Genomic DNA, 22804 nt, shown 5'->3' on the forward strand with positions numbered 1-22804 from the left:
TGTTAAAGAATTATGACCGTTGAAATTGAACTGAAATTCATCGCCGCGCCGCAAGCGGTGGCCGCTCTGCCACAATGGCTCGCCGCCTGGCCGCATCAGCATTCCGCGCCGCAAAAGCTGACCAACATTTACTTCGAAACGGCCGACAACGTCCTGCGCCGTCACGACATGGGGCTGCGCATTCGCGGTTTCGACGATCGCTATGAGATGACCATCAAAACCGCCGGTAAAGTGGTGGGCGGCCTGCACCAGCGCCCGGAATACAATGTCGCTATCGCCGAGCCGCAGCTGGCGTTGGCGCAGTTCCCTGCCGACATCTGGCCGCAGGATTGCGATATCGCGGCGCTGCAGCAGGCGTTGCAGCCGCTGTTCCGTACCGATTTCGTGCGAGAGAAGTGGGTGGTTACTTACGGCCAAAGCGAGATCGAGATTGGCCTGGACCAGGGCGAGGTGCGCGCCGGTGACCTCAGCGAAGCCCTGAGCGAGGTAGAGCTGGAGCTGCTGAACGGCAATACCGCCGATCTGCTGGCGTTGGCCGGTGAGCTGGCGGCGCACGGCGGGCTGCGTCAGGGCAGCCTGAGCAAGGCGGCGCGTGGTTACCACCTGGCGCAGGGCAATCCGCCGCGCGAGGTGCGCCCGCTGCGGGTGCTGAAGCCGGCGGCGAAGGCGACCGTGGAGCAGGGGATGATCGCCGCCTTCGAGCTGGCGCTGGGCCACTGGCAGTACCACGAAGAGCTGTGGCTGCGCGGCGACGCGCAGGCGCGCGCTTCGGTGATTGAGGCGGTCGGAACGATTCGCCAGGCGCTGGTGATCTTCGGCGGTTTGGTGCCGCGCAAGGCCAGCGCCGATCTGCGCGCCCGTCTGACCGAGCTCGAGCCGCTGTTGGCGGACAAAGCCGCGCAACCAGAGGCCCTGTGCTACAGCGCCACCTACCTGCAATGTAAGTTGGCGCTCACATCATGGCTGGTGAGCGGCGCCTGGCGGCCGTTTATCGATGCCAAAGCGCAGGCCAAGCTGGACGGTTCTTTCAAACGCTTCAGCGACATCATGCTGGGGCGCAGCGGTGCGGAGCTGAAAGAAGCCTTCAGCCGTACGCTGAACGAAGATGAATATCAGGAACAATTGCCGCGCCTGACGCGTCAGATTTCGGCGCTGGTCCTGCTGTCGGGTGCCTACCCCGACGAGCAGACCGGCCCTTATATCGAGGCCTGGCGCGAACTGCAGGCGGCGCTGAGCGAGCGCCGTCAGGGCTGGTATGAAGCCAGCCGCAAACAGGCCTTATCGCATGCGCCATTCTGGTTAAACGGCGCGCTTCGTTAATCAAGCCGGCCCGCCAGCCGTGGGCCGCAGAACGGGTCATACACTATGTCGCCACTTTCAGCCGCGTTACAGGCTCAGGCACAGCAGGTTGTGCAGCGTTTTCAGGAAGTTCACGGCGCGGACAGCGCCTTTAGCGAACAGGAGCAGTGGGTGCTGGCGTCGAGCGACTTCGTCAGCGACGCGCTGCTTGCCCAGCCGGCCTGGCTGGCGACGCTGCGCGAACAACCACCGGCGCCCGGCGAGTGGCAACACTATGCCGCCTGGCTGCAGGACGAGCTGGAAGAGGTGCGCGATGAGGCGCAGCTGATGCGCACGCTGCGTCTGTTTCGCCGTGAAACGCTGGTGCGCATCGCCTGGGCGCAGGCTCAGGGGCTGTGTTCGACCGAAGAAACGTTGCTGCAGCTGAGCGGATTGGCGGAAACGCTGATCGTCAGCGCGCGCGACTGGCTGTACCAAACCTGTTGCCGCGAGTGGGGCACACCGTGCAACGCCGCCGGTGAACCGCAGCCGCTGCTGATCCTCGGCATGGGCAAGCTGGGCGGCGGCGAGCTGAATTTCTCGTCGGATATCGATCTGATCTTCGCCTACCCGGAAAACGGCCAGACTCAGGGCGGGCGGCGCGAGCTGGACAATGCCCAGTTCTTCACCCGCCTTGGCCAGCGGCTGATCAAGGCGCTGGATCAGCAGACCATTGACGGCTTCGTCTATCGCGTCGACATGCGGCTGCGGCCGTTCGGCGACAGCGGCCCATTGGTGATGAGCTTTGCGGCGCTGGAAGATTACTATCAGGAGCAGGGGCGCGACTGGGAGCGCTATGCGATGGTGAAGGCGCGCCTGATGGGCGGCGCGGAAGACGCCTACAGCCAGGAGCTGCGCAAAACGCTGCGGCCGTTCGTGTTCCGCCGCTATATCGATTTCAGCGTCATCCAGTCGCTGCGCAACATGAAGGGCATGATCGCCCGTGAAGTGCGGCGTCGCGGCCTGAAGGACAACATCAAGCTGGGTGCCGGCGGCATTCGCGAAATCGAATTCATCACCCAGGTATTCCAGCTGATCCGCGGCGGCCGCGAGCCGGCGCTGCAGGGGCGTTCGCTGCTGCCGACGCTGCAGGCGGTGGGTGAACTGGGGCTGCTGGAGGCCGAGCAGGTGCGGGCGCTGAGCGCCGCCTACCTGTTCCTGAGGCGGCTGGAGAATCTGCTGCAGGCGATCGGCGATCAGCAAACCCAGACGCTGCCGCAGGATGCGCTCGATCAGGCGCGGCTGGCCTACGGCATGGGGCTGGTGGATTGGCCGGCGCTGATGGCGACGCTGGAGTTGCACATGCAGGCGGTGCGGGCGGTGTTCGATGACCTGATCGGCGACGATAGCCCGGATGTCGGCGAAGATCCCGACTATCAGCACTACCACAGCCTGTGGCAGGACGCGCTGGAGGAAAACGAGCTGGCGCCGCTGACGCCGCACCTGGACGAAGAGGGGCGCCGACAGATGCTGCGCACCATCGCCGATTTCCGCCACGACGTCGACAAACGCACCATCGGCCCGCGCGGCCGCGACGTGCTCGATCAACTGATGCCGCGTCTGCTGGCTGAGGTGTGCCCGCGCCAGGACGCGCCGACCGCGCTGGTGCGGCTGGCGCAGCTGCTGCTCAGCATCGTCACCCGCACCACCTACCTCGAGCTGCTGGTGGAGTATCACGCGGCGCTCAGCCATCTGATCCGCCTGTGCGCCGCGTCGCCGATGGTTGCCAACCAGCTGTCGCGCTACCCGCTGTTGCTGGACGAACTGCTGGATCCGGCCACGCTGTATCAGCCGGTGGCGCTGGACGCCTACCGCAGCGAGCTGCGCCAGTACCTGCTGCGGGTGCCGGAAGACGACGAAGAGCAAAAGCTGGAGGCGCTGCGCCAGTTCAAGCAGGCGCAGCAGCTGCGCATCGCCGCGGCGGATATCGCCGGTGCGCTGCCGGTGATGAAAGTGAGCGACCACCTGACTTATCTGGCGGAGGCGATCATCGACGCGGTGGTGCAGCAGGCCTGGAGTGACATGGTGGCGCGCTACGGCCAACCGACCCATCTGCAGGAGCGCGAAGGGCGCGGCTTTGCGGTGATCGGCTACGGCAAGCTGGGCGGCTGGGAGCTGGGTTACAGTTCCGATCTCGATCTGGTATTCCTGCTGGATTGCCCGCCGGAGGTGATGACCGACGGCGATCGCTGCATCGACGGCCGTCAGTTCTACCTGCGGCTGGCGCAGCGGGTGATGCATCTGTTCAGCACCCGCACCTCCTCCGGCATTCTGTATGAGGTGGACGCGCGCCTGCGGCCTTCCGGCGCTGCGGGGATGCTGGTCAGCACCGTCGAGGCGTTCGCCGATTACCAGCAAAACGAAGCCTGGACCTGGGAACATCAGGCCCTGGTGCGCGCGCGCATCGTGCATGGCGACCCGGCGCTGCATCAGCAGTTCGATGCGATCCGGCGCGAGATCCTGTGCAAAACGCGTGATGCGGAGATCCTGAAGCGCGAAGTGCGCGAGATGCGCGAAAAGATGCGCAACCATCTCGGCAACAAGCAGCGCGATCTGTTTGATATCAAAACCGATGAGGGCGGCATTACCGACATCGAATTTATCGCCCAATATCTGGTCTTACGCTATGCGCCGGGTGAACCGCGGCTGACGCGTTGGTCGGACAACGTGCGCATCTTCGAGCTGATGGCCAATTACGACATCATGCCGGAAGAGGAGGCGCGCGCGCTGACCCAGGCCTATGTCACCATGCGCGACGAGATCCACCATCTGGCGCTGCAGGAGCATTCCGGCAAGGTCGGCAGCGGGCTGTTCGCCGCCGAGCGCGAGCAGGTGCGCGCCAGCTGGGCCAAATGGCTGGATTAATACCTTTTTGCGGGTATTCCGGCGGTCTGTGGTAATATCTGCGCCACTAAAATTTTGTACTTTTTTGGAGTTATCGGATGAAAGTTACGCTGCCTGATTTTCGCCGCGCCGGTGTGCTGGTGGTCGGTGACGTCATGTTGGATCGCTATTGGTACGGGCCGACCAGCCGCATTTCACCGGAAGCCCCGGTGCCGGTGGTCAAGGTCGATACCATCGAAGAGCGTCCCGGCGGCGCGGCTAACGTGGCGATGAACATCGCTTCGCTGGGTGCAACTTCCCGTCTGGTGGGCCTGACCGGCATCGACGATGCGGCGCGGGCGCTGAGCGCCAAGCTGAATGAAGTCAACGTGCGCTGCGACTTCGTCTCGGTGCCGACCCATCCGACCATCACCAAGCTGCGCGTGCTGTCGCGCAACCAGCAACTGATCCGTCTCGACTTCGAAGAAGGCTTCTCCAACGTCGATCCGCAGCCGATGCTGGAGCGCATTCAGCAGGCGCTGCCGCAGATCGGCGCGCTGGTGCTGTCCGATTATGCCAAGGGCGCGCTCAGCCAGGTGCAGGGCATGATCCAACTGGCGCGCGCCGCCAAGGTGCCGGTGCTGATCGATCCGAAAGGCTCTGACTTCGAGCGCTATCGCGGCGCGACGCTGCTGACGCCGAACCTGTCCGAGTTCGAAGCGGTGGTGGGCCACTGCAAGGATGAGGCGGAACTGGTGGAACGCGGCATGAAGCTGGTGGCGGATTTCGAGCTGTCGGCGCTGTTGGTCACCCGTTCCGAACACGGCATGACGCTGCTGCAGCCGGGCGTTGAGCCGCTGCACCTGCCGACCCAGGCGCAGGAAGTATTTGATGTGACCGGCGCCGGTGACACCGTGATCGGCGTGCTGGCCGCCTCGCTGGCCGCCGGCAATTCGCTGGAAGAGTCCTGTTTCCTGGCCAACGCCGCCGCCGGCGTGGTGGTGGGCAAGCTCGGTACTTCCACCGTGTCGCCCATCGAGCTGGAAAACGCGGTGCGCGGCCGGGCCGAAACCGGCTTTGGCGTGATGACCGAAGCGCAGTTGAAACACGCCGTGGCGCAGGCGCGCCAGCGCGGCGAGAAAGTGGTGATGACCAACGGCATCTTCGACATTCTGCATGCGGGCCACGTCTCTTATCTGGCCAACGCCCGCAAGCTGGGCGATCGCCTGATCGTGGCGGTGAACAGCGACGCCTCGACCAAGCGCCTGAAAGGGGAAACACGCCCGGTCAACGCGCTGGAGAACCGCATGATCGTGCTGGGCGCGCTGGAAGCGGTGGATTGGGTAGTGCCGTTCGAAGAGGATACGCCGCAGCGCTTGATCGCCGACATTCTGCCGGATCTGCTGGTGAAAGGGGGTGATTACAAACCGGAAGAGATTGCCGGCAGTGCGGAAGTGTGGGCCAACGGCGGCGATGTCAAAGTGCTGAACTTTGAAGACGGGCTGTCGACCACCAACATCATCAAAGCGATCAAAGACGGGCGCGGCTAACGCCGGGCGACCTAAAGAACAAGGGCGCGCGGTGCGCGCCCTTGGCGGGAATTTATTCGTCTTCCTGCTTGGCGGCCGGTGCCGCGCTCAGTTTGCTTTCCAGCTCGGCCATGCGCTGTTCCAACAGCGCCAGCTTCTCGCGGGTGCGCAACAGCACCTGAGTTTGTACGTCGAACTCTTCGCGGTTAACCAAATCCAGGCGGGTCAGTTGCGACTGCAGGACCTGACGGATTTTTTTCTCAACGTCTTCCCCGAATTCACGAACGCCTTTAGGCATGGACTCATGAACCTGGCGTGCGATTTGTTCGATTTTTTTCGGGTCAATCATGGCGTATCCCTTTCAGAGTTTAATAGCTGCCGCTTAGTGTAATGCGAGTTGCCCGCCGGATAAACCATTAAGCGCATTCGCCGTGCGTGGCCGAATTGTGCTTTTGCCAATTGCCCTGTCTACCCATTAGCGTTATAGTCATCCTGCTTATTCTCAGGGCGGGGTGAAAGTCCCCACCGGCGGTAAATCACCTTCTACGGTGAAAGCCCGCGAGCGCTCAGCCAGCCTGTCAGGGCCGGTTAGAGGTCAGCAGATCCGGTGTAATTCCGGGGCCGACGGTTATAGTCCGGATGGGAGAGAGTAACGGTATCTGCCGGGCTTGCGCCCGCTTGCGTTATTTTTTTAGCTATTGCTAGCTACTCCTCAAGATCGCCCTGGTTCTGGTAATCCATAATTTTTAATGAGGTTTTTTACCATGAATCAGACGCTACTTTCAGACTTCGGCACGCCGACAGAACGCGTTGAACGCGCGATTGACGCACTGCGCAACGGGCGCGGCGTAATGGTGCTCGATGATGAAAACCGTGAAAACGAAGGTGACATGATCTTCGCCGCGGAAACCATGACCGTTGAGCAGATGGCGCTGACCATTCGCCACGGCAGCGGTATCGTGTGCCTGTGCATCACCGAAGAACGCCGTCAGCAGCTTGAGCTGCCGATGATGGTGACCAACAACTCCAGCCAATTCCAGACCGCCTTCACCGTGACCATTGAAGCGGCGCAGGGCGTGACCACCGGGGTTTCCGCTTCCGATCGCCTGACCACCATCCGTGCGGCGGTGGCAGACAGCGCCAAGCCGAGCGACCTGAACCGTCCGGGCCACGTGTTCCCGCTGCGCGCGCAGCCGGGCGGCGTGCTGAGCCGTCGCGGCCACACCGAAGCGACCATCGATCTGGTTTCCATGGCCGGTTTCAAACCTGCCGGCGTGCTGTGTGAACTGACCAATGACGATGGCAGCATGGCGCACGCGCCGGAAGTGATCGCCTTCGCCAAACAGCACGACATGGTGGTGCTGACCATCGAAGATCTGGTGGCCTACCGCCAGGCGCACGAGAAAAAAGCCAGCTGATAGCCGGCCGCTTTCAACGATAAAAAAGCCGCGTAACGCGGCTTTTTTGTATCTACCGTTCTGACAGGCGTTCGCCGATGCGGCTGGCGTAATTCATCACGTGGAAGGTGTAGTTCTCCTCCACCGTGCCCTGGAACAGATGGGCCCAGGGGCCGATGGCGTAGATGCCGAGATCTTCCCCGCCGTGGGTCTCGCTTTTCAGCGGGACCAGCGCCGGCTGAATAAAGTCGGGCGCGGTGGCCTGCTCCATGGTCAATGCCGGGCGCTCGGCCAGTGGGATCGTGCCGCCGGGGCCATTGGCGAAGCCGACGGTGGTGTAAGGCTTGCCGTCGCTGCCCAGCAGCGGTTTGCCGTTGACCCCCACGGAAATACCGAGGATAGGATTACCCCGCTTGGCATAGCCGGCGATGGTGAGTGTGTGGCTGTGATCGCCGGTCACCACCACCAGCGTGTCGTTCAGATCGACTTTATTGACGATGGTTTTCACCGCTTCGTTCAGGGCGACCGCGTCGCTCAGCGTGCGGTAGGCGTTACCGCTATGGCTGCCGTGATCGATGCGTCCCCCCTCCACCAACAGCAGGTAGCCCTCGGGATTCTTGGCCAGAATATCGATGGCCTTGCCGGTCATTTCCGCCAGCGAAGGTTCTCCCGCCGCGTCTTGCCGCCGATCGTGCTCGAAGTTCATGTGCGACGGCTCAAACAGGGCCAACAGGTGGTCGACCTTACCCGGCTCGATTTTGTCGAACTGCGCCTGATTCCATACGTATTGCCCTCGCTCGCCATAGCGTTGTAGCCAGGCCTGCGTCAGATCGCGGCCATCCTTTCTGGCGCCTGTCTTGCCGGGGTATTCCGGATCGCTCACGCTGTCGGGCAGGAAGTTGGCACGCCCGCCGCCCATTGCCACGTTGAGGCCGTTGCCGTACTTCATTTCCACCAGTTGGCGCGCGATGTCGCGGCAGCCTGCGGCCAGGGCCGCTGCCGGCATTTTTGCGTCGGATTCCCAATCGCGGTTGGCGATATGGGCATAGGTCGCGCCCGGCGTGGCGTGGGTGATGGTCGCGGTCGTCACGGCGCCGGTGGACATGCCGAGCGTTGCGGCCATCTCCCACAGCGTGGTGACGGCCTTGGTTTGCTGGTCCTCGCAATTATTGAGGGCAGCCGTATGGTTGAGGCCCATCAGATCGTTGATGGTTTTGACGCCGGTAGTCATCGCCACCGCGCTGGGCGCGGAGTCGGTGATTTGGGCGTCGGCGGAGTAGGTTTTGGCCGCCGCCAGATAGGGGAAGGCCTCCCAGGCCAGCACGTTGGATTCGCCGTCCACGCCGCGCTGCTGCCCTTCAAAAATGCGGGCGGCGGTCACGGTGGAAAACCCCATGCCGTCGCCGACCACCAGAATGACGTTTTTGGCGCGGTTGGTGTTTGGCGTCTGTTTCAGCCGCTGTTGCAGCTGAGCTTGCGCCTGAAGGAAGTAAGGGTCTTCGCGCTGCGTCAGCTGCGCGTTGTCCGCTGTGCCGGCGGTTGCCGTCCAGCCGGCGAATAAGGACATGGAAAGCGCCAGGCGGGTTGCCAGTGTGAGTCTGAACATGAATTCCTCCTTGGTGAGACGTAATTCCCATTGCGCGGCGGGGCTGTCGGCACCCGTCGGCAGAGGAGGAGTGTATAGATTGTGTTAACAAAAAATACATAAATTGTTCACAAATTGGATCTGTGTGGCAGTAATGCCATGACATTCATGTTTGTTATTAATTTATTGAAATATATAAATTTTTTATCTTTCTGTCTGCCGGCGCATTCCTCCGTTTTTAATTCAAATTTATTGAATATCTTCATCACGGTTATCCGGCTGTGTTGGTGCGGCAAAGCGCGTAATGTAGCGGCATAGCACAATTTGAACTAAGGATCTCCCTATGAACACCTCTCGTATGCCTGCACTGTTTCTTGGCCACGGTAGCCCGATGAACGTGCTGGAAGACAATCGTTACACCCGGGCATGGCGTGCGTTGGGTGAGTCATTGCCGCGCCCGAAGGCGATCGTGGCGGTTTCCGCACATTGGTATACCCGCGGCACTGCGGTTACCGCGATGGAAAAACCCAAAACCATTCACGACTTCGGCGGGTTCCCGCAGGCGCTGTTCGATACCCGTTATCCGGCGCCGGGCTCTCCCGCGCTGGCTGCGCAGCTGCAGCAAATGCTGGCGCCGGTGCCGGTAACGGCCGATCTGGGCGAGTGGGGGCTGGATCACGGCACCTGGGGCGTCTTGATCAAGATGTATCCCAATGCCGACATCCCGGTGGTGCAGCTCAGCGTCGACGGCACGCAGCCGGCGGCCTATCACTATGAACTGGGCCGCAAACTCGCTGCGCTGCGCGATGAGGGGGTGATGATTGTCGCCAGCGGCAACGTGGTGCACAACCTGCGCATGGTGAAATGGCAGGGCGATACCAGCGCCTACCCGTGGGCGGAATCGTTCAATAACTTTGTCCGGGATAACCTGCGTTATCGGGGTGATAACCATCCGCTGGTGGATTTCATGCGCCATGAGGGGGCGGCGCTGTCGAATCCGACGCCGGAACACTATCTGCCGTTGCTGTACGTGCTTGGCGGTTGGGATGGAAAAGAGGCCATCAGCGTGCCGATCGACGGTATCGAAATGGGGGCGCTGAGCATGCTGTCGGTGCAGGTGGGGTAAAGAAAAACGCCAGTCAGAGACTGGCGTTTTTGTCTTCGGCGGGGCGATCAGCCGAGAATGGTGTGCGGGTAGAAGCGCGACAGATCCTGCGTGATCAGTTCGCGATCTTCGCGCAGACCGATGCCGCAAGGTTGATCGTTCACCAGCCAGCTGCCGATCAACGTGTAGCTGTCTTCGAACTTCGGCAGCGGATGGAACTGCTGCACGATCATGCCCTCTTCGCCGTATGGCCCATCGACGCGCGCCACTTCCTGACCGTTTTCGACGATCTGGATATTGGCGCCTTCGCGTGAGAACAGCGGTTTGGTGACGTAATGATCCATCGGCGGATGATCGTCTTGCGCGAAATAAGCCGGCAACAGATTCGGGTGGTTCGGGAACATTTCCCACAGCAGCGGCAGCAGCGCTTTGTTGGAGATGATGCTCTTCCAGGCCGGCTCCAGCCAGCGCACGCCGGCGTCTTCGAGCTTGGTGGAGAACATCTCGCGCAGCATGAATTCCCACGGGTAGAGCTTGAACAGGTTGCCGATCACCTGATCCTGCAGATCGGTAAACTGGCCTTTCTCGCCGAGGCCAATCTCTTCCATGAACAGAAACTCGGTCGGCAGACCGGCTTCCTGCGCGCAGTCCTGCAGATATTGCACCGTGCCGCGATCTTCCTCGCTGTCCTGGCAGCAGGCCAGGTGCAACAGGCCAAAACCGTGATGCGCTTTCAGATCGGCGAAACGCTCGATCAGCTTCTCCTGCAGGCTGTTGTACTGATCCGACTCCGGATCCAGCTTGCCGGCGTTGATCTGGTCTTCCAGCCACAGCCACTGGAAGAAGGCCGCCTCATACAGCGAGGTTGGCGTATCGGCGTTGTTTTCCAGCAGCTTCGGCGGGTTGACGCCGTCGTAGGCCAGATCGAGACGCGAGTACAGCGACGGCTGGTGGGTGCGCCAGGAGCTGCGCACGAACTCCCAGGTGTGTTTCGGGATGCAGAACTTGGCCATCAGCTCGTCGCTGCCGACCACTTTTTCTACCACCTGCAGGCACATCTGGTGCAGCTCCGCTGTGGCGCTTTCGATCTCTTCAATCTGCGCCAGCGTGAACTGGTAATAGGCGTCTTCACACCAGTAGGGCTCGCCGTACATGGTGTGGAAACGGAACCCGAACTCGGTCGCTTTTTCACGCCAGTCCGGGCGCTCGGTAATAGCAATACGTTTCATGCATCAACCGCCCATGCTGCGAGAGCCGGAGTTGGAGGTGGCGCTGCTGCGCTGCATGCTGGTCTGCTTGGCCACGGTCTCGCCGAAGCCGCCGCGGGTCACGGTGTTGGTGACCGCAGGCTTCGGCGCCATGGCGGTTTTCGGCACCGTCATGGTGCGGCCGCCGGCGGTGGCCGGGCCGTAGCTCTTGCCGCTGGCGTCGACAAACTTGCCGTTCGCCGGGCTGGCGGCGTTCTTGGAGGTGAACAGCGGCTGCTGTGCGAAGCCGGAGCCGCCCATCAGGCGACCCATCATGTAGCCCGCCATCAGCGGCATCCAGAAGCTGCCGCTGCTTTGCGATTCCGCCGCCATGCCGGCCTGCGCCGGAGCCGGCGCCTGGGTGCACTGCGCTTCGCCGAACTCGGCGACGCAGTCTTCGCGGGTAGCGTATTTCGGCGCGGTTTTCGCCGCTTCTTTCAAGGCGTTGTTGTAGGCGGTGGTGCACTGCTCGCTCATCGAAGGATTGGCGCGCGAACAGTCATCGGCATTCTGATACAGGGAGACCGTTTCATCGCTCTTCTCGCAGCCGGCCAGCATAAAGACAGCGCTGATCGCCAAAGCCACGGGCGCGACACGGTAGCTGCGCCAGGATTTGCGGAACGTCTCTTGGTTGATGTTTTTTGTCCGTTTCATCGTTATCAATCCCATCATGCGGGCTGTTTTCGCCCTTTCCCAGTAGTGGCGCTAAGGATAGGGGAAACATGGTCAAAATTAAAGCTGAAACGCCCGCAGAATCGACTCTTTACGCAGTTATACGTTGGGGTGTGCGCCAGTTCGCTTTCGCGGCGAAAAAACGCGCGTTGGTGTTTCATCATGAAACGTTGTCGCTATGATGATGTTCCATAATGGAACAAAAATCGCGAGGCTCGCCAGGCGGGCGGCGGGCGCTCATAGTCGAAGCACAACAACAAGCCGGCGGCGAAGTCGGCGCGTCATCACCTGATATCTGAACGTTACCATCGCCAACTCCCTACAAGGATCCGGTTATGTTGAGAATCATCCAGTCACCAGGCAAATATATTCAGGGCGCCAATGCGCTGGCCGCCGTCGGCGAATACGCCAAATCCCTCGCCGATCACTACCTGGTGATCGCCGACGACTTCGTGATGCAGCTGGCGGGCGACACCCTGATGGGCAGCCTGCAGCAGCACGGCGTGAAACATCACGCGGCCCGCTTCAACGGCGAATGCTGCCGCAAAGAGATAGACCGGCTCGGCCATGAGCTGCAGGCTCACGGCTGCCGCGGCGTGATCGGCGTCGGCGGCGGCAAGACGCTCGACACCGCCAAGGCCGTGGCGCACTACCAACAGCTGCCGGTGGTGCTTATTCCCACCATCGCCTCCACCGATGCGCCGACCAGCGCGCTGTCGGTCCTCTACACTGAACAGGGCGAATTCGCCGAATACCTGATTTACCCGCGCAACCCGGACATGGTGGTGATGGACAGCGCCATCATCGCCAAAGCGCCGGTGCGCCTGCTGGTGGCCGGCATGGGCGACGCGCTCTCCACCTATTTCGAAGCCCAGGCCTGTTTCGACGCCCAGGCCACCAGCATGGCCGGCGGCAAATCGACGCTGGCGGCGCTCAGCCTGGCGCGGCTGTGTTATGACACGCTGCTGGCGGAAGGGGTAAAAGCCAAACTGGCGGTCGAGGCCGGCGTGGTGACGGAAGCGGTGGAGCGCATCATTGAGGCCAATACCTATCTGAGCGGCATCGGCTTCGAGAGCAGCGGGCTGGCGGCGGCGCATGCCATTCACAACGGTTTTACCGTGCTCGAGGAGTGCCACCACCTGTATCACGGCGAGAAAGTGGCGTTCGGCACCCTGGCACAGCTGGTGCTGCAGAACAGCCCCATGGCGCAGATTGAAACCGTGCTGGCGTTTTGCCATGGCATCGGCCTGCCGATCACGCTGGCGCAGATGGGCGTCACCGGCGATGCGACGGCGAAGATCATGGCGGTGGCCGAGGCCAGCTGCGCCGCCGGCGAAACCATTCACAACATGCCGTTCAAGGTCACCCCAGCGGGCGTGCAGGCGGCGATCCTGACGGCGGATAGGCTGGGCGCCGCCTGGCTGCAGCGTCATTGATACCCTTGGGGCGCGGTGCGCCGCGCCCCTGTTCTTACAGAGGAAACCATCGTGAAAAAACTGATTAATCAGGTCGAGTCGGTGTTGGAAGAGCAGTTGCAGGGGCTGGCGGAGGCCCATCCCGAGCTGTTGGTGCACGCGGATCCGGTGTTCGTGACCCGCGCCGACGCGCCGGTGGCGGGCAAGGTGGCGATCCTGTCCGGCGGCGGCAGCGGCCATGAGCCGATGCACTGCGGTTTCGTCGGCGAAGGGATGCTCGACGGCGCCTGTCCGGGCGAGATTTTTACCTCGCCGACGCCGGATAAAATGTACGAGTGCGGCCAGGCGATCGACGGCGGCGCCGGGGTGTTGCTGCTGATCAAGAACTACACCGGCGACGTGCTCAACTTCGAAACCGCCACCGAGCTGCTGCACGACAGCGGCGTCGCGGTGGCGACGGTGCTGGTGGATGATGACGTGGCGGTCAAAGACAGTCTGTTTACCGCCGGGCGGCGTGGGGTAGCCAACACCGTGCTGATGGAGAAGTTGCTGGGCGCCGCCGCGGCGCGCGGCGACGATCTGGACAGCGTGGTGACGCTGGGGCATCGCATCAATAACCACGGGCATTCGATCGGCATCGCGCTGGGGGCTTGCACCGTGCCGGCCGCCGGCAAGCCGTCGTTCACCCTGGCGGAGAACGAAATGGAGTTCGGCGTCGGCATTCACGGCGAGCCGGGCATTGCGCGCCGCCCGTTCACCACGCTCAACGCGGCGGTGGACGACATGTTCCATACGCTGATCGACCACGGCCACTATCAGCGCACGATCCGCGTCTGGGATCGTCAGCAGGGCGAGTGGCGCGACGAGATGCAAACCAAGCAGCCGCTGACGCGCGGCGATCGGGCGATCGCGCTGGTCAACAACCTGGGCGCCACGCCGCTGTCCGAGCTGTATGGCGTGTACCATCGATTGGCGGAACGCTGCGCCGAGGCGGGCATCATTATCGAACGCAACCTGGTGGGCTCTTATTGCACCTCGCTCGATATGCAGGGCGTGTCCATCACGCTGTTGAACGTGGACGACGAGCTGTTGTCCTTGTGGGATGCGCCGGTGAAAACGCCTGCGCTGCGTTGGGGTTGCTGAGGAGGAATCATGGCGTTGACCAAACAACAGGTTGTCGATTGGCTGATGCGTTGCGGCGAGGTGTTCAGCCGGGAGCGCGATTTTCTGACCCGGTTGGACACCGAGATCGGCGATGCCGACCACGGTTTGAACATGAATCGCGGTTTTAACAAGGTGGTAGAAAAACTGCCGTCGGTGGCGGACAAAGATATCGGCTTCATTCTGAAAAATACCGGCATGACGCTGCTGTCGAGCGTGGGCGGCGCCAGCGGCCCGCTGTTCGGCACCTTCTTCATCCGCGCGGCGCAGGCGGCGAACGCCAAGCAAAGCCTGGATCTGGCGGAGCTGCAGCAGATGATGCAGGAGGGGGTGGAAGGCGTGGTGATGCGCGGTAAGGCGGAGCCGGGCGACAAAACCATGTGCGACGTCTGGTGGCCGGTGGTGGACAGCCTCGGCCAGTCCGCGCAGCAGAATCTGAGCGTGTCGGAGGCGCTGCAGCGCGCCGCCGACAGCGCCGAGCGTGCGGTGGAGAGCACCATTACCATGCAGGCGCGCAAGGGGCGGGCCAGTTACCTGGGCGAGCGCAGCATCGGCCACCAGGATCCCGGCGCCACTTCGGTGATGCTGATGATGAAAACGCTGGCCGAGGTCGCCGGTAGTTAGCCGTAGCAGGAGGCGAGATGATTAATATCGTGGTGGTTTCGCACAGCGCGTTGCTGGCGCGCGGCGTTGAGCAGTTGGCGCGGCAGATGATGCGCGGCGATGGCTGCAAGCTGGCGCTGGCGGCGGGCGTGGATGACGAGCAGCACCCGATCGGCACCGACGCGGTCAAAGTGATGGAGGCGATCGAAGCGGTTGCCGACGGCGACGGCGTTCTGGTGCTGATGGACCTGGGCAGCGCGCTGCTCAGCGCGGAAACCGCGCTCGATCTGCTGGACCCGGACCTGGCCGCCAAAGTGCGGCTGTGTGCGGCGCCGCTGGTCGAAGGCACGCTGGCGGCGGTGGTCGCCGCCAACTCCGGCGCCTCGCTGGAGCAGGTAGTGGCGGAGGCGCAGGGTGCGCTGCAGGCTAAACAGGCGCAGCTGGGCGAGGCCACATCTACGGCGAAAAGCGCGGCTTTGCCGCTGGCGCAGGGCAAAAGCGCAGCCTGGACGGTGCAAAACCCGCATGGGCTGCATGCGCGCCCGGCTGCGCGGTTGGTTGAGACGTTAGCGCCGTTCAAGGCCGAGCTGGTGCTGGAAAAGCAGGGGCAGTGCGTCGATCCGCGCAGCCTCAATCAGCTGGCGCTGCTGCAAGTGCGCCACGGCGACACCATTCGCCTGATCGCCGACGGCGCGCAGGCGGACGAAGCGCTGGCGGCGTTTAAAGCGCTGGCGGAGCAACATTTCGGCGAGACGGTTTCCGAGCGGCAGCAGCCTTCGCTGCACGGTATCCCGGTGGCGGAAAGCGTCACCAGCGGGCCGGTGTTCCAGGCCCACAGCTTCTGGCCGTCAACCGTCGATCGACGGATCGGCGCGGACGAGGTGTTGGGCGAACAGCAACGCCTGCGGGAGGCGCTGCAGCACACCCTGAGCGATCTGAACCGGCTGGCGGAACGTACCGGTACGCTGATCGGCAAGCCGCAGGCGGCGATCTTCGGCGCCCACAGCATGCTGTTGGACGATCCGGATCTGCAGCAGGCGGCTTACACCCGCATTGCGCAACAGCTGTGCTGCGCCGAACAGGCCTGGCGGCAGGTGCTGGAAGCGATCGCCGAAGAGTACCGCGAACTGGATGACGACTACATGCGGGCGCGTGAACTGGACGTGCGCGACATGCTGCGCCGCACGCAGTGCCATCTGCAGGGGCTGCCGCTGCCGGCCATCGCGCTGGCAGAGCCGTCGATACTGGTGATGGACGAGCTGATGCCTTCAGAAGTGGTGATGCTCGACAGGCGGCTGGTGCTCGGCATCTGCCTCAGCGGTGGCAATGCCCTGTCGCACAGCGCCATTCTGGCGAAGGCGATGGGCATTCCGATGGTGGTTGGCATGCAGGATTGCCTGAGCAAAACCCGCAGCGGGCAGAAGGCGATGCTGGACGCCGCGCGCGGGGTGTTGCAGCTCAGCCACTAGGCACGTAGCTTGAACTGGCGGATATCGATCCCGTGTTGTTTGATCTTCCGCCACAGGGTGGTGCGGCCGATGCCCAGCAGCTGCGCCATCTCCGTCAGCTGACCTCGGCTGACGGTCGCCGCGCGGAGGATCGCCTGGCGCTCCATGTCCGTCAGCGTCAACAGCGGCGCGCCGGGCTGCGGATCGCTCTCCAGCAGCGACGGCTGGCCGAGCAGGTGCGCCGGCAAATCTGCTAACTGGATGTGGTGGCCGTGGCAGATCATCGCCGCGCGCTCCACCACTCCTTTCAGTTCCAAATCGTTGCCGGGCCACAGGTAGAACGCCAGCTGGGCCATCACTTCGTCATCCACCCGAAAGCGACACTGAAAGTGTTGCTCCAGCGCGCGCAGATGGTGTTTGACCAGCAGCGGAATATCGCTCAGCCGCTGGCGCAGCGGCGGGATCTGGATCTCGAAGGCTTGCAGGCTGTAAAACAGCTGGCGGCGGAAGCGGTTTTGCTGCACCAGCAGCGGCAGATCGGCGGCGCTGCCGGCGATCACCCGCACATCGACCGGGATCACCCGGCTGGAATTGAGGCGGATCACCACGCCGGTTTTCAGCACCTGCAGCAACGCCGACTGCATCTCCGCCGGCAGGTATTCGATCTGTTCGAGATACAGCGTGCCGCCGTTGGCCAATTCGAATTTGCTCAGCTGGCCGGCCTCTTCTTCGCTGGCGTCGCTGCCCAGCAGCTCACGCAACCCCTGTGCCTGCGGCAGCAGCTGGCAGTTGAGGGCGATATACGGCCCGGCGGCGCGTTCGCCGGCGTTGTGGATAGCCTGGCTGAGACGCTCTTTGCCGACCCCTTCCTCTCCGCGCAGCAGGATTGGATGCTGGCCCTTGGCCGCCTGCTGTCCGTAACGGATCAGCCGCCGCATCTCCAGCGAGGCGGAGGGCATCTGCTCAAAGCTGTGGCTGACTCGCCCCAGCTGGCTGCTGACGTACTGGCGCAGCCGCTCGAGCGGGTGCAGCAGGGCGATGAAACTGCAGCGTTCGCCGTCGAAAATCGGCTTGAGCGTCAGCAAGGCGGCGATAAACTGCCGCTGGCTTTCGAAGGTGACTTCGACGTGTTGCAGCGGCTGCCGGTCGGCGATGGCGCGCTTGAGCAGGGCGGGCAGCGTCAGCAGCTGCGCCAGCGGTTTGCCCTGGCTCTGCTGCTCGTCCAGCTTCAACAAGCCGGCGGCGCGTTGGTTAATGTATTGCAGGTAGCCACGGTGATCCCAGGCCATAACGCCGTCGTCCACGCCGTCCAGCAGGCCGTAAAGCTGATTCAGATGGCGGTTGGATTCCGCCAGCAGGCCGTCGGCGTTCAGCGAATTGCCGATTTCGCGGGCGATGGCCAGCGTCAGCGACAGATCGCCGGCGGCGCAGTCGGCCAGCAGGCAGCCCAGCGCGATCGAGCCGCGTTGGCGGCCGCTGTTGTCGTAGACCGGCGTCGCGCAGAACGACCAGCCGTGCAGCGCCCGGCGCACGTGCTCCTCGCCGCTCACTCGCACCGGGTGGCCTTCCGCCGCCGCCAGCGCCGGGGCGTTGGTGCCGATCTGCCCCTCGGCCCAGTAAGCGCCGGGGGCGAACCCCAATGGCTGCAACAGCTCCCAGGTTTTGGCGTCGCCGCAGCGCCACAGCATGCAGCCGCTCTCGTCGAGGATCATCAACAGGCAACGCCGTGGCTCCATGTATTCGCAGGCGTCTTCCAGCGCCGCCTGGCCGAGCGTCAGCAGGTCGTTCTTGCGGCGGCAAATCGATTCGAAGGTGGCGCCCTGAGCGCGGTGCGGTGCCTGCCAAACGTCGGGCTGCATCAGGCTGCGGCAGCGTAGCCAGGAGGCGTAAATCGCCTGTGCCGGGCGCAGCGGCGGCGGCAGTTCGCCGTCGTTAATCAAGCGCTGCCAGCGTGAATCGTTGTCCATCGAACCTCATCCAGACTGCGAAAACGAGAGTGACGATGATACCACCTGAGGCAGCGACGGCTGTGAGGCGGCGGGCAGAAGTGGGGAAATCGGGGCAAAAAAAACGGGGCGCGGCGCAGGCCGGACCCCGTGTTTATCAACGCGCGCGCATCAGTTGCGGAATGGGTTGCCGCTGTTGCGTGCCGGTTGGCTGACGGCCGGTGCCGCAGCGCGTGTGGCGCTTGGTGCCGGCGCGGCGACCTGTTGCATCGGCGCGTTGTCCTGGTAGCCGTCCGCGTAGGCGTCCTGAGAGCGGTTCTGCGGCGCGACGGCGTCAGGCGCGGTCGACACCGGTTTGCCCAGTGCGCCGTTCAGCGTCAGCAGATCGTTCTGGTTCAGCGTGCCGAGCGCCGACTTGATGTTCAGCTGGTTGATCAGGTAGGTATAACGCGCGCTGGAAAGCTGCTGCTTGGCGTTATACAGGGTACTGGTGGCGTTCAGTACGTCGACGATGGTGCGGGTACCGACCTGATAACCGGCTTCCATCGCATCCAACGAGCTCTGCGCGGAGATCACTGCCTGTTTGTAGGCGTTGATGCTGCTGATCGAGGCGTTGACGTTGTTGAACGACGAACGCACGGTCTGCACTACGCCGCGGTGGGCGCTTTCCAGCTGCTCGCTGGCGCCGACGAAGCCGTACTGCGCCTGTTCCACCTGCGAGTTGGTTGCGCCGCCGCTGTACAGCGGCAGGCTGATCGAAACGCCAACCTGGTTCTGACCGGCGTCAGAGTTTCTGAAGGAGTTTGAACTCAGGGTGTCGTGAGTCGCAGAACCGTTGTAACGGGTATTGGTGATCCCGGTCGACGCATTCAGGTTGACCGTTGGCATGTAACCGGTCTGCGCAGAACGGATCTGCTCGCGCGCCAGGTCCTGGCTCAGACGGGCAGACAGCAGGCTCAGGTTACGCGCTTCCGCTTCTTTCAGCAGGTTGTTCACCGCTTCCGGGCGCTGGGTATTGAAGCGATCGGTATTCAGCGAGGCCAGCTCAGGATAGAAGGTGCCGGTGATCTGGCGCAGCGATTCCAGCGCGTTGTCCAGGTTGTTGCGGGCGGTGACTTCGGCCGCCAGCACGGTATCGTAGGCGGAACGGGCGTTCTGCACGTCGGTGATCGCCACCAGGCCTACGTTGAAGCGCTGGGTGGTTTGATCCAGCGTGCGGTAAACCGCTTGTTTGTTCGCCTGGGTATAAGAGAGCGTGTCAATGGCGCTCAGCACGTTGAAATAGGCGGTGGCGGTGTTGAGGATCAGCTGCTGTTCCGCGGTCTGGAAGGTCACGTCGGAGATGCCGGCGGTCTTTTCCTGCAGCGTCAGCGCACGCCATTTCGACATGTCGAAGATGGTTTGCGTCAGGCCGAGCGAAGCGCTGGTGACATTGCTGTTGACGCCGTTGCTGTCGCGATAGCCGTTGTTGTAGTTGTAACCGGCGCTCAGGCCGAGCTGCGGCAGCAGCGGGCTGCGCGCTTCATTGATCTTTTCGAATGCGGCGTCGCGGTCAGCAGCACTTTTGCGCAGATCCGGGTTACTTTCCCTGGCCTGTTTGTAGACCTGCAGCAGGTTCTCTGCCTGGCTCATTGCACTGAAGCCGCCCAGGCTCAGTCCGATAAGAAGGGGGAGCAGTTTCTTCATTTGCATTCCTTGTTGTGCAGCAATATTGCTATGTTAGCGCTGACGATAGACGAAATAGTTGCCGATTCTAGCAGAGTCTGCGGTACGCATCAGGTGGCTGAATGTGCCATCTCGCGTAACTTTTACCTTCCAGACCGCCCATTTACCTTGGCAAACTGCCCGGGTCGGCTGCAGCTGATATTATGGCTGACAATCCGGATTGTTTCCCACTATTACATGCGAGCGCACAAACGTGCCGCATCCGGCGGCGAAAAACAGCCTAACATAAAGCCGCGGCGGAGAGTCCCACTGTTTCTGTCATCAAAACCGTTTATTTTATCGGCATACTACGCAGGAGAATTCGCACATGAACCGTTCGCAGCCGTCACCCGTCACTTTCGATAAAAAAGATGTAGAAATTATTGCACGCGAGACGCTGTATCGTGGTTTTTTTTCACTCAATTTATACCGGTTTCGCCATCGCTTGTTCAATGGTGAAATGAGTCCTGAAATCACGCGTGAAATTTTCGAGCGCGGCCATGCGGCGGTGCTGCTGCCCTACGATCCGGTGCGCGACGAAGTGGTACTGATTGAACAACTGCGCATCGCCGCGGTCGATACCAGTAATTCGCCCTGGCTGCTGGAAATGGTGGCGGGTATGATCGAAACCGGCGAAAGCGTCGAAGACGTGTGCCGCCGCGAAGCGCAGGAAGAGGCCGGCGTGGTGGTCGGGCGCTGCAAGCCGGTGCTGAGCTATCTGGCCAGCCCGGGGGGCACCAGCGAACGTCTGTCGATCATGGTCGGCGAGGTAGACGCCGGCACCGCCGAAGGCATCCATGGCCTGGCGGAAGAACATGAGGATATCCGCGTCCACGTGGTCAGCCGCGAGCAGGCTTACCGCTGGGTGGAGGAGGGCGCGATCGATAACGCCGCATCAGTGATTGCATTGCAATGGCTGGCGTTGCACCATGAATCGTTGAGAAAAGAGTGGGCCAACTAATGAAACAGCGCTATACCCCTGATTTCCCCGAAATGATGAGATTGTGCGAAACCAACTTCGCGCAATTGCGCCGCTTGTTGCCGCGCAACGACGAAGCGGGCGAAACGGTGACTTATCAGGTGAACGGCGCCGGCTATCGTTTGACCATCGTTGAGTCCACGCGTTACACGTCGCTGGTGGAGATCGAGCAGATCTTTCCGGCGGTCAGCTACTGGAGCCTGCCCGCGATGACGGTGCGGCTGTACCATGACGCCATGGTTGCGGAAGTGTGTTCCAGTCAGCAGATCTACCGCTTTAAAGCGCGTTATGATTATCCTAATAAAAAGTTGCATCAACGCGACGAAAAGCATCAAATTAACCAGTTTCTTGCTGATTGGCTGCGCTACTGTTTGGCGCATGGAGCGATGGCGGTTCCGGTTTGTTAGACAGACTGAAATAACAAAGGACACCATTTGGAAAGCCTGTTTAAACTGCCCGTGGCGAGTGGGGCCGCGGTCAGGATTCTACAAATAACAGATACCCACCTTTTTGCCGGCGAACACGAGACGTTGCTCGGCATCAATACCTATCGCAGCTATCACGCGGTGCTGGACGCCATCCAGGCGCAGCGCCGCGATGTCGACTTGATCGTCGCCACGGGAGATTTGGCGCAGGATCATTCGCAGGAGGCGTACCGCCACTTCGCCGCCGGCATCGCGCAACTGCCGGCCCCCTGCGTGTGGCTGCCGGGTAACCACGATTTTCAACCGGCGATGGTCGACGCGTTGGCCGCCGCCGGTATCGCGCCTTCCAAACAGGTGCTGCTGGGCGACAGCTGGCAAGTGCTGATGTTGGATAGCCAGGTGTTCGGCGTACCGCACGGCGAATTGAGCGAATACCAGCTCGAATGGATGGAGCGCTGCCTGCAGGCTCACCCCGAGCGCTATACGCTGTTGCTGCTGCACCATCATCCGCTGCCTTCCGGCTGTACCTGGCTCGATCAGCACAGCCTGCGCAACCCGCATATGCTGGGTGCGATCCTGCTGCGTTATCCGAAAGTGAATACCGTAGTGTGCGGGCACATTCACCAGGATCTGGATCTGGAATGGCAGGGCCGGCGCCTGTTGGCGACGCCCTCGACCTGCGTGCAATTCAAGCCGCACTGCACGAACTTCACCATCGACGACGTCTCCCCCGGCTGGCGCTACCTCGATCTGTTGCCGGATGGCCGCGTCGAGACGCAGGTGTTCCGCCTGGAAAACGACGATTTCCGCCCCGATATGGACTCGGATGGATACTGATGCCTTCGACACTGCTCTACCTGCACGGTTTCAACAGCTCGCCGCAGTCGGCCAAGGCGGTGGCCTTCAAGGCCTGGCTGGCTGAGCACCATCCCGATATCCAGATGCTGGTGCCGCAGCTGCCGGCTTTTCCGGCGGAGGCCGCCGAGATGCTGGAGAATCTGGTGCTGGAGCGCGCCGGCCAAACGCTCGGGTTGGTCGGCTCTTCGCTCGGCGGCTATTACGCCACCTGGCTGTCGCAGTGTTTTTCGCTGCCGGCGGTGGTGGTCAACCCGGCGGTCAAGCCGTTTGAGCTGCTGGTCGACTATCTCGGCGCCAACGAGAACCCCTACACCGGCCAGCAATATGTGTTAGAGTCTCGTCACGTTTACGATCTGAAAGTGATGCAGATCGATCCCTTGGAGTCGCCGGATTTAATCTGGCTGCTGCAGCAAACGGGCGATGAAATTCTCGATTACGGCCAGGCAGTGGCGTATTACACCGCGTGTCGGCAAACGGTGGAGTCGGGTGGAAACCACGCCTTCGTCGGTTTCGAGCACTACTTCCCCCAGATTGTGGATTTTTTAGGGCTAAACGCGGTCTGACGGACC

Annotated in this window: 19 protein-coding genes and 1 riboswitch; of the genes, 13 read left to right on the forward strand and 6 right to left on the reverse strand. The window is 62.2% G+C overall.

What is annotated here, in order from left to right; genetic code table 11:
- The first annotated feature begins 12 nt into the window (after nt 1–12).
- The 3 genes from AWX27_RS20640 to hldE all read left to right on the forward strand — a co-directional run bounded on the left by AWX27_RS20640 (nt 13) and on the right by hldE (nt 5711).
- On the forward strand, nt 13–1320 hold the full coding sequence (locus AWX27_RS20640; protein ID WP_060424745.1) for a CYTH domain-containing protein: 1308 nt from the start codon (nt 13–15) through the stop codon (nt 1318–1320).
- Between the two features lie 45 nt (nt 1321–1365).
- A complete protein-coding gene (gene glnE / locus AWX27_RS20645) occupies nt 1366–4203 on the forward strand; it encodes a bifunctional [glutamate--ammonia ligase]-adenylyl-L-tyrosine phosphorylase/[glutamate--ammonia-ligase] adenylyltransferase (RefSeq protein ID WP_060424747.1) in 2838 nt (945 codons plus the stop codon).
- A 77-nt stretch (nt 4204–4280) separates the two neighbouring features.
- Nucleotides 4281–5711, forward strand: coding sequence for a bifunctional D-glycero-beta-D-manno-heptose-7-phosphate kinase/D-glycero-beta-D-manno-heptose 1-phosphate adenylyltransferase HldE (hldE, locus tag AWX27_RS20650; RefSeq protein ID WP_019453075.1), 1431 nt, complete (start codon nt 4281–4283; stop codon nt 5709–5711).
- A 52-nt stretch (nt 5712–5763) separates the two neighbouring features.
- Here the strand turns inward: hldE and AWX27_RS20655 are convergent, their stop codons facing one another.
- On the reverse strand, nt 5764–6039 hold the full coding sequence (locus tag AWX27_RS20655; RefSeq protein ID WP_004937216.1) for a ubiquinone biosynthesis accessory factor UbiK: 276 nt from the start codon (nt 6037–6039) through the stop codon (nt 5764–5766).
- Nucleotides 6040–6184: 145 nt separating this feature from the next.
- Nucleotides 6185–6345: riboswitch (FMN riboswitch) on the forward strand.
- A gap of 109 nt (nt 6346–6454) precedes the next feature.
- Between AWX27_RS20655 and ribB the strand changes: the two genes are divergently transcribed.
- Nucleotides 6455–7108 (forward strand): 3,4-dihydroxy-2-butanone-4-phosphate synthase, encoded by a 654-nt coding sequence (gene ribB / locus AWX27_RS20660; RefSeq protein WP_033636071.1) that lies wholly within the window; start codon nt 6455–6457, stop codon nt 7106–7108.
- 52 nt (nt 7109–7160) lie between these two features.
- Here ribB and AWX27_RS20665 read toward each other — a convergent pair whose 3' ends face one another.
- Nucleotides 7161–8693 (reverse strand): alkaline phosphatase, encoded by a 1533-nt coding sequence (locus AWX27_RS20665; RefSeq protein ID WP_060424748.1) that lies wholly within the window; start codon nt 8691–8693, stop codon nt 7161–7163.
- A gap of 322 nt (nt 8694–9015) precedes the next feature.
- Between AWX27_RS20665 and ygiD the strand changes: the two genes are divergently transcribed.
- Nucleotides 9016–9798 carry a 4,5-DOPA-extradiol-dioxygenase gene (gene ygiD / locus AWX27_RS20670; protein ID WP_033636069.1) on the forward strand — a complete coding sequence of 261 codons (783 nt, stop codon included), beginning with the start codon at nt 9016–9018 and terminating at the stop codon, nt 9796–9798.
- A 47-nt stretch (nt 9799–9845) separates the two neighbouring features.
- Here the strand turns inward: ygiD and AWX27_RS20675 are convergent, their stop codons facing one another.
- Together AWX27_RS20675 and AWX27_RS20680 are read right to left on the reverse strand one after the other, a co-directional pair.
- Nucleotides 9846–11006 (reverse strand): glutathionylspermidine synthase family protein, encoded by a 1161-nt coding sequence (locus AWX27_RS20675; RefSeq protein WP_060424751.1) that lies wholly within the window; start codon nt 11004–11006, stop codon nt 9846–9848.
- A gap of 3 nt (nt 11007–11009) precedes the next feature.
- Nucleotides 11010–11678 (reverse strand): DUF1190 family protein, encoded by a 669-nt coding sequence (locus AWX27_RS20680; protein ID WP_033644601.1) that lies wholly within the window; start codon nt 11676–11678, stop codon nt 11010–11012.
- 353 nt (nt 11679–12031) lie between these two features.
- On the opposite strand from AWX27_RS20680, the gene AWX27_RS20685 reads away from it, so the two are divergent.
- Genes AWX27_RS20685 through dhaM form a run of 4 tightly spaced genes read left to right on the forward strand, consistent with a single transcriptional unit; the run spans nt 12032 to nt 16344 of the window.
- Entirely contained in the window at nt 12032–13132 is a 1101-nt protein-coding gene (locus tag AWX27_RS20685) for a glycerol dehydrogenase (RefSeq protein WP_060424753.1), read from the forward strand.
- 51 nt (nt 13133–13183) lie between these two features.
- The gene (gene dhaK / locus AWX27_RS20690; RefSeq protein WP_060424756.1) at nt 13184–14254 is read left to right on the forward strand and encodes a dihydroxyacetone kinase subunit DhaK; all 1071 of its coding nucleotides are present in this window, start codon (nt 13184–13186) and stop codon (nt 14252–14254) included.
- Nucleotides 14255–14263: 9 nt separating this feature from the next.
- Entirely contained in the window at nt 14264–14896 is a 633-nt protein-coding gene (dhaL, locus tag AWX27_RS20695) for a dihydroxyacetone kinase subunit DhaL (protein WP_060424757.1), read from the forward strand.
- 17 nt (nt 14897–14913) lie between these two features.
- A complete protein-coding gene (gene dhaM, locus AWX27_RS20700) occupies nt 14914–16344 on the forward strand; it encodes a dihydroxyacetone kinase phosphoryl donor subunit DhaM (protein ID WP_060424760.1) in 1431 nt (476 codons plus the stop codon).
- Here the strand turns inward: dhaM and dhaR are convergent.
- The gene (gene dhaR, locus AWX27_RS20705; RefSeq protein ID WP_060424762.1) at nt 16341–18290 is read right to left on the reverse strand and encodes a dihydroxyacetone kinase operon transcriptional regulator DhaR; all 1950 of its coding nucleotides are present in this window, start codon (nt 18288–18290) and stop codon (nt 16341–16343) included. The genes dhaM and dhaR overlap by 4 nt on opposite strands.
- A gap of 150 nt (nt 18291–18440) precedes the next feature.
- The gene (gene tolC / locus AWX27_RS20710; protein WP_060424764.1) at nt 18441–19955 is read right to left on the reverse strand and encodes an outer membrane channel protein TolC; all 1515 of its coding nucleotides are present in this window, start codon (nt 19953–19955) and stop codon (nt 18441–18443) included.
- Between the two features lie 346 nt (nt 19956–20301).
- On the opposite strand from tolC, the gene nudF reads away from it, so the two are divergent.
- From nudF to yqiA, 4 genes are read left to right on the forward strand one after another with little or no spacing between them, the layout of a single operon-like run.
- Nucleotides 20302–20934 carry an ADP-ribose diphosphatase gene (gene nudF, locus AWX27_RS20715; RefSeq protein ID WP_004937242.1) on the forward strand — a complete coding sequence of 211 codons (633 nt, stop codon included), beginning with the start codon at nt 20302–20304 and terminating at the stop codon, nt 20932–20934.
- A complete protein-coding gene (locus tag AWX27_RS20720) occupies nt 20934–21359 on the forward strand; it encodes a DUF1249 family protein (RefSeq protein ID WP_004937244.1) in 426 nt (141 codons plus the stop codon). The genes nudF and AWX27_RS20720 overlap by 1 nt, the downstream gene beginning before the upstream one ends.
- A 27-nt stretch (nt 21360–21386) precedes the next feature.
- A complete protein-coding gene (cpdA, locus tag AWX27_RS20725; RefSeq protein WP_033636061.1) occupies nt 21387–22214 on the forward strand; it encodes a 3',5'-cyclic-AMP phosphodiesterase in 828 nt (275 codons plus the stop codon).
- Nucleotides 22214–22798, forward strand: coding sequence for an esterase YqiA (gene yqiA / locus AWX27_RS20730; RefSeq protein WP_038879469.1), 585 nt, complete (start codon nt 22214–22216; stop codon nt 22796–22798). Before cpdA ends, yqiA begins: the two co-directional genes overlap by 1 nt.
- The last annotated feature ends 6 nt before the right edge of the window (nt 22799–22804 follow it).

Origin of the sequence: Serratia sp. 2880STDY5682894 (assembly GCF_001537385.1) — a bacterium.
In the GTDB taxonomy this organism is placed as follows: Bacteria; Pseudomonadota; Gammaproteobacteria; order Enterobacterales; family Enterobacteriaceae; genus Serratia; species Serratia nevei.